The sequence below is a fragment of the Thiomonas sp. TH-17 genome (genome assembly GCF_057473305.1).
The window spans coordinates 1-10,417 of sequence record NZ_JBYCKI010000096.1 but is presented as its reverse complement, the minus strand read 5'-3'; the positions used below and the strand labels follow the sequence as shown (position 1 = coordinate 10,417).

At 64.0% G+C, this 10,417-nt stretch carries 9 protein-coding genes and 1 pseudogene; 6 read left to right on the top strand and 4 right to left on the bottom strand.

Translation table 11 applies throughout. The annotated features are described in order from the left end of the window. The 3 genes and pseudogenes from AC2VLV_RS06055 to AC2VLV_RS06045 form a co-directional block, all read left to right on the top strand. Positions 1-302 (top strand): annotated as a pseudogene (locus tag AC2VLV_RS06055) (glutamine--tRNA ligase); the annotation flags it as partial. Beyond that, the gene (locus AC2VLV_RS06050) at positions 302-1,087 is read left to right on the top strand and encodes a 2OG-Fe dioxygenase family protein (protein WP_486989116.1); all 786 of its coding nucleotides are present in this window, start codon (positions 302-304) and stop codon (positions 1,085-1,087) included. The pseudogene AC2VLV_RS06055 and the gene AC2VLV_RS06050, both read left to right, overlap by 1 nt. 183 nt (positions 1,088-1,270) lie before the next feature. Continuing rightward, positions 1,271-1,855: a Tll0287-like domain-containing protein gene (locus AC2VLV_RS06045; protein ID WP_486989115.1), complete on the top strand. Its 585-nt coding sequence runs from the start codon at positions 1,271-1,273 to the stop codon at positions 1,853-1,855. A gap of 37 nt (positions 1,856-1,892) precedes the next feature. Here the strand turns inward: AC2VLV_RS06045 and AC2VLV_RS06040 are convergent, their stop codons facing one another. Both AC2VLV_RS06040 and AC2VLV_RS06035 read right to left on the bottom strand, forming a co-directional pair. Then, positions 1,893-2,297: a hypothetical protein gene (locus AC2VLV_RS06040; RefSeq protein ID WP_486989114.1), complete on the bottom strand. Its 405-nt coding sequence runs from the start codon at positions 2,295-2,297 to the stop codon at positions 1,893-1,895. 156 nt (positions 2,298-2,453) lie between these two features. Then, the gene (locus tag AC2VLV_RS06035; protein ID WP_486989113.1) at positions 2,454-3,695 is read right to left on the bottom strand and encodes an MFS transporter; all 1,242 of its coding nucleotides are present in this window, start codon (positions 3,693-3,695) and stop codon (positions 2,454-2,456) included. Between the two features lie 148 nt (positions 3,696-3,843). Between AC2VLV_RS06035 and trhA the strand changes: the two genes are divergently transcribed. The 3 genes from trhA (at position 3,844) to AC2VLV_RS06020 (ending at position 8,855) form a co-directional block, all read left to right on the top strand. Beyond that, entirely contained in the window at positions 3,844-4,536 is a 693-nt protein-coding gene (gene trhA / locus AC2VLV_RS06030) for a PAQR family membrane homeostasis protein TrhA (protein ID WP_486989112.1), read from the top strand. Positions 4,537-4,627: 91 nt separating this feature from the next. Further along, positions 4,628-6,313, top strand: coding sequence for an electron transfer flavoprotein-ubiquinone oxidoreductase (locus AC2VLV_RS06025; RefSeq protein ID WP_486989111.1), 1,686 nt, complete (start codon positions 4,628-4,630; stop codon positions 6,311-6,313). 238 nt (positions 6,314-6,551) lie between these two features. Next, complete coding sequence (locus tag AC2VLV_RS06020; protein ID WP_486989110.1) at positions 6,552-8,855, top strand: putative bifunctional diguanylate cyclase/phosphodiesterase; 2,304 nt, start codon at positions 6,552-6,554, stop codon at positions 8,853-8,855. 21 nt (positions 8,856-8,876) lie between these two features. Here the strand turns inward: AC2VLV_RS06020 and AC2VLV_RS06015 are convergent, their stop codons facing one another. Both AC2VLV_RS06015 and phnE read right to left on the bottom strand, forming a co-directional pair. After that, positions 8,877-9,542, bottom strand: a complete 666-nt coding sequence (locus AC2VLV_RS06015) for a DapH/DapD/GlmU-related protein (protein WP_486989109.1) — start codon at positions 9,540-9,542, stop codon at positions 8,877-8,879. Between the two features lie 4 nt (positions 9,543-9,546). Further along, positions 9,547-10,353, bottom strand: coding sequence for a phosphonate ABC transporter, permease protein PhnE (phnE, locus tag AC2VLV_RS06010; RefSeq protein WP_486989108.1), 807 nt, complete (start codon positions 10,351-10,353; stop codon positions 9,547-9,549). Positions 10,354-10,417: the final 64 nt, after the last annotated feature.

Here is a 10,417-nt window from a genome sequence, read left to right as displayed (position 1 = left end):
TCAAAGGCGTGATTACCTGGGTGAGCGCCAGTCTTGGCGTGGCCGCGCAGGTGCGCTTGTTCGACCGCCTGTTCACCGAGGCGCATCCCGACGCGGGCGGACGCGATTTTCTCGCTGTGCTCAATCCGCAGAGCAAGCAGACGGCGCAGGCCTATGTCGAGCCCGCGCTGGCCACTGCCTCTGCCGGGGCGTCGTTCCAGTTCGAGCGGCACGGCTATTTTGTTGCTGACCGGGTCGATCATTCCCCGACGCAGCCAGTGTTCAACCGCACCACGACACTCAGGGACAGCTGGGGCAAGTGATGCAGGCGCCCGATGACACCCTGAGTTTCGGCGCCCCCATGCCCGCTGGCAGCAGCGCGCTGGCGCGCTTGCAGCAGCAAGGTTTTTGTGTGCTGGGCGCTGCCGATCTGGCCGCCTTGGCGGGCTATGACCTGGCGAGTTGCGCCCGGGCCTCTGAATTGTGGAACGACCTTCCGCCCGATGATTACCTCAAAGACGGCGGGCACTACCGCTTCCGGCGTCACGGCAGCTTCATTCAGACCCGACAGCCGGCCGCAGGGCAGACGGCGCTTCAGGCCGTGCCGCACCGTGCGCATTGGCAGCCGACCTCTTACAACGCGCTGCACGGCGGCATGTTGCGCTGGTTCGCGCCCTTGACCGACGAGTTGCAGCGCGCCGCGTTCTGGCAGCCTCTGCTGCTCGGGCTGGGACGGCTGTTCGCGCAGGTGCGCCCTGCGCCGCAATGGTTCATCGAAGCGCACCAGTTCCGCATCGATACCCGCGAAGGCGTGGGCCGCCCGACACCGGAAGGGGCGCACCGCGACGGCGTGGATTTCGTCGCCGTGGTGCTGATCTCACGGCACGACATTCGCGGCGGTGAAACCCGGGTGTTCGAGCTCGCCGGCCAGCGCGGTGTGCGCTTCACCCTGGCCGAGCCTTGCAGCGTGCTGCTGATGGACGACACCCGCGTGATTCACGAGAGCACCCCCGTTCTGCCTGCGGGCATCACCCATGACGGCTGGCGCGATACCCTGGTGCTGACTTATCGCGCGGGGGGCTTCCTTGATCCGCAGCCGGTCGGCTGACTTTTCAGCCTGCGGAAAATGCGACATGTCGTCGCAGTCAGACGGTCGTCTGCTGCGAGTTTGATTTCAATCAATATGAGATTCAAGCCTGCAAACTAAGGCAGACTTGAAACACAACTCGTTACATAATCTTTCCCAGGTGTCCGGCAAGTCGTCAGGACGCGATTTTCTGGAGAGATTCCCATGCGTCATTTGCCCTCCTTGATGGCTGCGCTGGCCGTTGCAGCCGTGCCGGTTTCCGCGCTTGCGCAACAGGCCGCAACCCCCGAACAGATGCAGGCGACCCGCGCCGTCACCGGCGAACTGCTCAAGACCCTGAGCGGCAAGCTGCAGGCCAGTATGAAGGCAAACGGCCCGGCGGGTTCGATCACCGTGTGCAAAACCATCGCCCCCGAAATTGCCATGGGCTTGGCCGACAAGACCGGTTGGAAGGTCACCCGCGTGGGCACCCGTGTGCGCAATGTCGATCTGGGCACGCCCAACGTTTGGCAGCACAAGGCGCTGGGCCACCTGAACGCCGATCTCAAATCCGGCGCCAAGCCTGAAACCCTGGAGTGGAGCGAAGTGGTGACTGAGAACGGCAAGCCCACCCTGCATTACGCCAAGGCCATCGTGCTGCAGACGCAATGCCTGGCTTGCCACGGCACCGCAGCGCAACTCGCACCCGGCGTGGCCGACAAACTCAAGACCGACTACCCGTACGATGCGGCCATTGACTACGCACCCGGACAGCTGCGCGGCGCCGTAGTCATCAGCCGCCCGCTGTAATCAACCGCAGAAGCAGGGCACAACGCCTGCCCGCGCCTCACCAGCGCAGGTAGGCGTCTTTATTTCCGGTCTGCATCTCGATTTTGCGTTCTTGCTGTTTGTGCAGGCCGACGATGGTGTACTGACCCGCAGGCGCTTTGAGATAGCACAAAGGGCCGCCAGCGGTGAACTGGGCCACGGTCTTGCCGTGCTGCATGACGTGGATCGGCACATCGGCCAGATAGGCTCCTTTGGGCCCTTCCACCATCCAGAAGCCGAGATCGAACTGGGGTGAGCGCGCCTGCAGCGCCTTCAGGCTGCCTTCGCCCACGCCGCCGCAGACGTAAGACAAATCTCCAGCTTGGTGAACTTGCGCAGCCTGGCTCAAGGTGGGGCTGAGCAAGCCAGTCACCAAAGCGCCGATCAGAGCGCCCCGGCGCAGGGCTTGATGCGAGATGGACATGATGATGATCCTTTCAAGATTTGCGTGAATACGCCCTGAAATAGACCTTTCCCGGTGGGCCGGGTTCGTCCGTGGTCGGCAGATCTTCAGCCTCGTTTCATTTTTCTGCGGCCATGAAAAAAGCCCCGCCGGGGCGGGGCTTGACCAGAAATGCCGTCAGGCGGCTGCGGGTTTGGGCGGCGCAGCCTTGGGTTGATGCAGATTGGGGAGAAACACGGCCAAGAGACCGATGAGCGGCAGGAACGAGCAGATTTTGTACACCGCGTCGATGCCCCACATATCGGCCAGCTGGCCCAGCACCGCAGCGCCGATGCCGCCGAGGCCGAAGGCCAGGCCGAAGAACAGTCCGGCCACGGTGCCGACCTTGCCTGGAATGAGCTCCTGCGCATAGACCACCATCGACGGGAATGCCGAGGCCAGCATGAAGCCGATGATGGCGCTGAGCACGGCCGACATTTCCAGACTGGCGTAGGGCAGCATCAGTGTGAAGGGCGCTACGCCGAGGATGGACACCCAGATCACCGCCTTGCGGCCGACCCGGTCGCCGATCGGGCCGCCCATCAGGGTTCCCGCCGCGACCGAGGCGAGGAAGACAAACAGGTGGTATTGCCCAACTTCCGTGCTGACATGGAATTTGTGCATCAGATAAAAAATGAGATAACTGTTGATGCTCGCCAAATAGAAGAACTTGGAGAAGATCAGCGCCAGCAGCACCGCCAGCGTGCGGCGCACCAGATGCGGCGGAACCGGCGAATGCTTGACGGCAGCGGCCTTCTTAGGCAGGCGGTGCTGGTGGCTGTACCAGCGACCCACGCCGATGAGCACGACGATTGCCAGCAGGGCGGCCAGCGAAAACCACGCCACGCTCTTTTGCCCATGCGGCAGCACGATCCACGCGGCCAGCAGCGGCCCGGTGGCGGTACCCGCATTGCCCCCCACCTGGAAGATGGACTGCGCCAGCCCGTGTCGTCCTCCCGAGGCCATGCGGGCCACGCGCGACGACTCCGGGTGGAAGATCGAGGAGCCGGTGCCCACCATGGCCGCGGCCAGCAGCAGGATGGGGAAGGTCGGTGCCACCGACAGCGTCAGCAGCCCGGCCAGGGTGCAGCCCATGCCCACCGCCAGCGAGTAGGGCTTGGGATATTTGTCGGTGTAGTAACCCACCAGCGGCTGCAGTAGCGAAGCGGTGAATTGATAGGTGAGGGTGATCAGACCGATCTGGGCGAAATTCAGGTGGAAATCGGTCTTGAATAGCGGATAGATCGCCAGAATCAACGACTGGATCATGTCGTTGAGGAAATGCGAAAAGCTGATCGCTCCGAGGATGCGAAAGCGGGTCTGCTCCGCCGGGGTGCTGTCAGCCGGGGCGAGTGCAGCGGTGCTGGGGGTGGAACTCACGGTCTGGATTTTTGTGGGAGTGCGGGAAAAACGCAAAAACAACCTTGATTTGCGTGAGCGCAAGGATAGTGCGGCAAGGAGATATTTGCACAGGCAGGGAATTTTCCGGGAGGTGCGCGAATTCAGCGGTCGGCCTACCATTTGCTGCATGGCACCAATCGCAACTGAACTCGCAATCGGGAGCGCAACCGCAACCGACCTTGCCGCTTTGCGTCCCCAGAGTCTGGGCGAAGAGATCGCCAACAGCATCAGCCACGGGCTCGGGCTGTTGCTGTCGATTGCTGCGCTGCCCGTGCTCATCGTTCATGCGGTTGAGCACCAGCCGGTGGCCAGCGTGGTGGGGGCAACGATTTTCGGCGCCAGCGCCATCCTGCTTTATCTCGCCTCCACGCTGTACCACGCCCTGCCGCAGCCGCGGCTCAAGGCGGTGTTTCAGCGCCTCGACCATGCCGCCATTTACCTGCTGATCGCCGGCACCTACACCCCGTTCACCCTGGGCGTGCTGCGCGGAGGATGGGGGTGGACCTTGTTCGGCGTGGTCTGGGGTCTGGCGGCGATGGGGCTGCTGCTCAAGGCGTTTGCCGGGGTGCGTTTTCCACACCTGTCCACAGCGCTCTATCTGGGCATGGGTTGGGTGGTGCTGATCGCCATCGTGCCTTTGGCCGAGCGCATCGCGCCGATGGGGCTGTTCTGGCTGGTGGCGGGCGGCGTGTCTTACACCCTGGGGGTGGTGTTTTTCGTGTTCGACGAGCGCTGGCGCTATGCGCATTTCGTCTGGCATCTGTTCGTGCTCGCGGGCACGGTCTGTCATTTTTTCGCGGTGCTCTATTACGCTGTCTGAAATGCGGTTGCCCTAAAATCGAACGACCGTTCTTTTTTGTGGCCGCCGTGCCTAAAATGCTGCTTAAAACAGCCTGACCGTGGAGACCGCGATGACCCCGCATCAACTCTTGGAAAAATTCGGCCCGCGCGAGGCCATGGACTACGACGTCGTCGTCGTCGGGGCCGGCCCTGGCGGACTGGCTACGGCCATCCATCTCAAACAGTTGGCGCAGCAGGCCGGGCGCGAGATCTCGGTCTGCGTGCTGGAAAAAGGTTCCGAGCCGGGGGCGCACATTCTGTCCGGGGCCATCATGGACCCCGGCGCGCTGACCGAACTGTTCCCCGACTGGAGGGCGATGGGAGCGCCGCTGAATCAGCCCGTCACGGCGGACCAGTTTTTGTTCCTGAGCGACGCGAACGCCAAGCCCGCGCCCGCGGCTTTTCTGCCAGACTGTTTCAAGAACCACGGCAACTACGTCATCAGCCTGGGCAATCTGGTGCGCTGGATGGCGCAGCAGGCTGAAGCGTTGGGCGTGGAGATTTTCCCCGGCTTCGCCGCGGCGGAGGTGCTCTATGACGAGCAGGGCCTGGTGCAGGGCGTGGCCACGGGCAATCAGGGGTTGGGCAAGGACGGGGAGCCGACCGATCATTTCGCGCTGGGCATGGAGTTGCGGGCCAAGTACACGGTGTTCGCCGAAGGCTCGCGCGGGCAGTTGGGCCGCGAGTTGATCGCGCATTTCAAGCTCGACGCCGGCCGCGATCCACAAAGCTACGGCATCGGCATCAAGGAAATCTGGGAAGTCGCCGCCGACAAGCACCAGCCCGGGCTGGTGCTGCACACTGCGGGCTGGCCGCTCGATCCCAAGACTTACGGCGGCGGATTTCTCTACCACCTCGAAGACCGCAAGGTGGCCATCGGCTTTGTGGTCGGGCTGGATTACACCAATCCGTGGATGAGCCCGTTCGAGGAATTCCAGCGGCTCAAGACCCATCCGGCCATTCGCGGCTTGTTCGACGGCGCCAAGCGCCTGGGCTATGGCGCGCGCACCATCACGGCCGGTGGGCTGTTGTCGCTGCCCAAGCTGGTGTTTCCCGGCGGCTGTCTGGTGGGGTGCGAGGCGGGGTTTCTCAATGCGTCGCGCATCAAGGGCAGTCATGCGGCGATCAAGACCGGCATGCTCGCGGCGCAGTCCATCGCCGATGCGCTGGCTGCAGGCCGCGCGCAGGACGAACTCAGCGCCTATCCCGTGGCGTTCGAGCAGTCGTGGCTGCATGCCGAACTCAAGACCGCGCGCAACTTCAAGCAGTGGTTCAAGAAGGGCCAACTGGTGGGTACGCTGATGACGGGGATCGAGCGCTGGTTTCTGCCGCGCATCGGCATCAAGTCGCCGCCGTGGACGGTGCATCACCATGTGCCCGACCACGCCATGCTCAAACCGGCGGCCGATTGCCCGCGCATCGAGTATCCGAAGCCCGATGGCGTGCTCACTTTCGACCGGCTGAGTTCGGTCTATTTGAGCAACACCAATCACGAGGAGAATCAGCCGCCCCACCTCACGCTCAAAGACGTGTCGGTGCCGGTGCAGGTCAACCTCAAGACCTATGCCGGGCCGGAGACCCGTTACTGCCCGGCCGGGGTGTACGAATTCGTCAAGGGATCGGACGGCGGCGACAAACTGCAGATCAACGCGCAGAACTGCGTGCACTGCAAGACCTGCGACATCAAAGACCCGACGCAGAACATCGTCTGGGTCGCGCCCGAGGGTGGGGGCGGGCCGAACTATGTTGGTATGTGATCGCCGGTTTTTAGCGTCGATATGTGAGCGGCCCCCGCTCGGCCGTGAGGCCACGCGCAATCCGGGGGGTAGGCGCAAAAGTGTGAACTAATTGTCAAGGTCGTTCAGGCTGCGACATTTACACTCCGCACCAATTCAAAGTCTGAGCACCGCCGCCACCGGCCGCGGCAGCTCTCGGCGCCACACACTTCTTTCTTGTTGCATGCCCGGCTCAACGCCCCAGTTTTCTCCTGCTCCCGTGCCGACGTCGCAAGGTCAGTCGCCCATTCGGCGTCGGCTCAGGCGCGGCTATTGGGGCCTGATCGCGCTCACGGTGTTCTTCGGCGTCTGGCTGGCGTGGATCAACTGGCAGCGCCAGGACGAAACGCTGCGCAGCACCTTGCGCGTGGAAACCGCCTTTCTGGGCGACGCCACCACCGCCTATCTCCAGCGCTATGAGTCGGTCATGTCGGCGCTGGCCAACGATCTGCTGATGCGCCCGGAACTGCTGAGTACGCCCGGGCAGCTCACGCCCCTGCTGCAGCGTTATCGGGCTCTGCTCGGCCCGGATCAGGCGCTGGCCATCAACCTGTCGCGGCCCGACGGTCAGATGTTCGCCACCACGGTGGCGGGCGAAGCGAGCCTGCCCAACTTTCGGGCCATGCCCGATATCTGGCCCGGTATCGAGCAGGCCGCGAAGCTCAATGGTCTGGAAGTGGGCAAGGCGGTCTATGGCCCCATGCTGCACCGTTGGGTGATTCCCCTGCGGCTGATGGTGAAAAGCGCCCAGGGCCAGCCCGTGCTGCTGATTGCGGTGCCGGTCGAACTCAACGACTTTCTCGATCGCTGGCGTCGCTCGGTGGCCGCAGCAGAGTACGCCATGCCGGGCATGTCGATCGCGTTGATGCGCGCCGATGGCTATTTGCTGGCGCGCTGGCCTGCGCCGGAGGCAGACAACCTGCAGCGCTTCTACAGCGCCAAGCGTCAGGGCGAACTGGCCAGGGCAGCGCAGGCCACACCGCAGGCCTTGTCGGGCATGTTCAACGGCCGGGTCGATTCGGACGACGTGCCGCGTCTGGGCGCCTGGGTGCGTCTGCCGCACTACGACGTGCTGGTGAACATGACCGTGCCCCGCGCTTTGCTCTGGCGCGATTTCTGGCGCGCGTACTGGCCCGCGCTGACCATTCTTGCCCTGTGGCTGGCTCTGCTGACCCTGACCTACCGACTGGTGCTGCGGCAGACCGAGCGCGAGGGCACGCAACTGCGCGACCGGGCCGAAATCATGTACCGCCTGGCCAATCAGGACAGCCTCACCGGGCTGCTGAACCGCCGTGGCATGGGCGAATACCTGCAGCGCGCCCACGACAACGCGCAGCAGCATGGCATCGGCTACGCGCTGGTGCTGTTCGACCTCGATCACTTCAAGCTGATCAACGACGGCTTCGGCCACGCCGCGGGCGACGCCGTGCTGCAGCAGGTGGCGCACCTGCTGCAAACCCGGGTGCGCAAGGAAGACCAGGTGGCGCGCTGGGGCGGCGAAGAATTTCTGGTGCTGCTGCCCGATTCGTCGCTCGAGACCGCGCACGCCACGGCGGAGAAGCTGCGCGACCTGATTTCGCACACCCGCATGTCCGTGGGCGGCTCAGAGTTGCGGCTGACGGCGAGCTTCGGCGTTTCGGCCTGGGAGCCCGGCGGCCCGCTCAGCTCCGCCGAGCTGCTGGGGCAGTGTGACTCCGCGCTCTACAACGCCAAGGCCGGCGGTCGCAACCGGGTCAAACAGTTCGAGGGCCAATCGGCGCAAGACTATTTGCGCGGCTTCACCCTGAAGCAGGCCATCGAGGACGACCGCATCCGCGTGGCCTATCAGTCGCTGGTGTCGTTGGCGGACGACCGGATCATGGGCTATGAAGCGCTGGCGCGTCTGGTGCGCGACGACGGCGAGGTGGTGCCCGCCGGTCAGTTCATCGACGTGGCCAACCGGCTGCGGCTGGAGCACCGCATTGACTCGCGCGTGTCCAAGCAGGTCATGTCGCGCTGCAGCCTGCGCATGGAACAGACCGGCGCGCCGATGAAGTACATGATCAACTGCTCGGCAGACTTTCTCAGCCGCCCGGAAGATGTGCAAAAGCTGCTTGACCGGGCGCAGCATTTCTGCAACACCTGCGCGGTGGACATGAGCAACAAACCCAAGCCCATGGTCATCGAAATCACCGAACGCCAGCTCATCGGCGACGCCGAGGCCGTGCGCAAACTGGTGCAGCCGCTGATCGACTTCGGCTTCCAGCTCGCGGTGGACGATTTCGGCAGCGGCTATTCGTCGTATCTCTATGTGCTCAAACTGCCCGTGAGCTACCTCAAGATCGAGGCCGAGCTGGTGCGCGAAGCGGCGCACAGCCCACGTGCGCAGGCCATGGTGCGCTCGATCAACAGCATGGCGCACGAGCTGGGCATCCTGACCATCGCCGAAGGCATCGAAGACCAGGCCACCGCCGAAGCCATGCGCCGCATCGGCGTGGACTGGGGGCAAGGCTTTTACTGGGGGCTGCCGGAGATCGAGGCGTGATCCGGCCCGCTAACCGCACAGTCAGTCGGCAGGGGCGTACTTCGCCGCGAAAGCAGCCAGATCGAGGGCGCGGAAATCGGGCAGAGCGGCGTTGATCTGCTTGTGGCTCCAGTCCCACCACGCGATGCGGCGCAGGGTCTGTGCAAGCTCCGGGTCGCAGCGGTTGCGCAACACGCGGGCCGGCACACCGACCACAATCGCGTAAGGCGGTACATCGCGCGTAACGACTGCGCCGCTGCCGATGGCGGCGCCATCGCCAATGCTGACGCCGGGCATCACGGTGGCGTTGTGACCGATCCAGACATCCGCCCCGATGTGCGCCGCATGCTGCTTGCGCCATTCAAAAAACGCGGCATCGTCTGCGGCGTCGAACCCGTGTGAGGCGCTGCGGTAAGTGAAGTGGTGCTGCGCCGCGCGCCAGGTGGGGTGGTTGCCCGGATTGATGCGCACGCCCGTGGCGATGTTGCAGAACTTGCCGATGTGCGCATGGGCAATCTGGTTGTCTCCCATGGCATAGCTGAAGTCGCCCAGCGTGCAGTCGATCACATGGCTGCGCGGGCCGAGATAGGTGTAGTCGCCAAAATCGGAGTCTCGCACCCACGAGGTGGGATCGATTTCTGGCGCCCGGCTGAGCTGGCGCCCGGTTGACCAGGGGTCGGTGGGGGCGCCGCAGTTGATGCGTTGCATGAGATCAGAAAAAGCGTTTGCGGATTTGCGACGAGATCAGATCGATCACACTCACCGTGACGATGATGATGAGCAACACGGCCGCGGTCTGGCCGTACTGGAAGGCGCGGATGATCTCCCACAGAATCACGCCGATGCCCCCGGCGCCTACCATGCCGACAACCGAAGCCGAGCGTACATTGGCCTCGAATCGATACAGGGTGTAGGAAATCCACAGCGGCAGCACTTGCGGAATCACTCCGTAGATCACCTCGTGCAGCGCCGAAGCCCCGGTCGACCGGATGCCTTCGACCGGCTGCGGGTCGACGGCCTCAACGGCTTCGGAGAACAGCTTGGACAGGGTGCCGGTAGTGTGCACCCACAGCGCCAGCACCCCGGCGAACGGCCCCAGGCCGACGGCCACCACGAACAGCATGGCAAACACCATTTCATTGATGGCCCGAAAGGCGTCCATCAGGCGTCTGACCGGTTGATAGATCCAGGCAGGCACGATGTTCGATGCCGATAGCAAGCCCAGCGGAACGGAGCACAGCACGGCCAGCGCCGTACCCCACACGGCGATCTGCAGGGTGACGACCATCTCGTGGACATAAATGCGCCAGTCGGTGAAATCAGGCGGAAAGAAGCCGGCCGCATACGCGGCCATATTGCCCGAGTCTCGCACCAGGTCAAGCGGACGGATGTCAGCTCCCTGCCAGGAAGCGGCGAGGATGGCGAGGATCAGCCCCCAGCCGATCAGATGGCCCCAACGCTGCGGGCCGCGCGGTGCGAGATCGGCGGGCAGTGGGGTGGCTTGCGGAAGTTGAGACATGGCGGCAGACAAAAGGGGAGTAAAGACCGGCGCGTACCGGGCAGGCGCACAGACCGCCTGCCCG

Coding starts and splice junctions, on each gene's coding strand:
- AC2VLV_RS06045 (WP_486989115.1), top strand. CDS start 1,271: ATGCGTCATTTGCCCTCCTTGATGGCTGCGCTGGCCGTTGCAGCCGTG.
- AC2VLV_RS06015 (WP_486989109.1), bottom strand. CDS start 9,542: ATGCAACGCATCAACTGCGGCGCCCCCACCGACCCCTGGTCAACCGGG.
- trhA (WP_486989112.1), top strand. CDS start 3,844: ATGGCACCAATCGCAACTGAACTCGCAATCGGGAGCGCAACCGCAACC.
- AC2VLV_RS06040 (WP_486989114.1), bottom strand. CDS start 2,297: ATGTCCATCTCGCATCAAGCCCTGCGCCGGGGCGCTCTGATCGGCGCT.
- AC2VLV_RS06025 (WP_486989111.1), top strand. CDS start 4,628: ATGACCCCGCATCAACTCTTGGAAAAATTCGGCCCGCGCGAGGCCATG.
- AC2VLV_RS06050 (WP_486989116.1), top strand. CDS start 302: ATGCAGGCGCCCGATGACACCCTGAGTTTCGGCGCCCCCATGCCCGCT.
- phnE (WP_486989108.1), bottom strand. CDS start 10,353: ATGTCTCAACTTCCGCAAGCCACCCCACTGCCCGCCGATCTCGCACCG.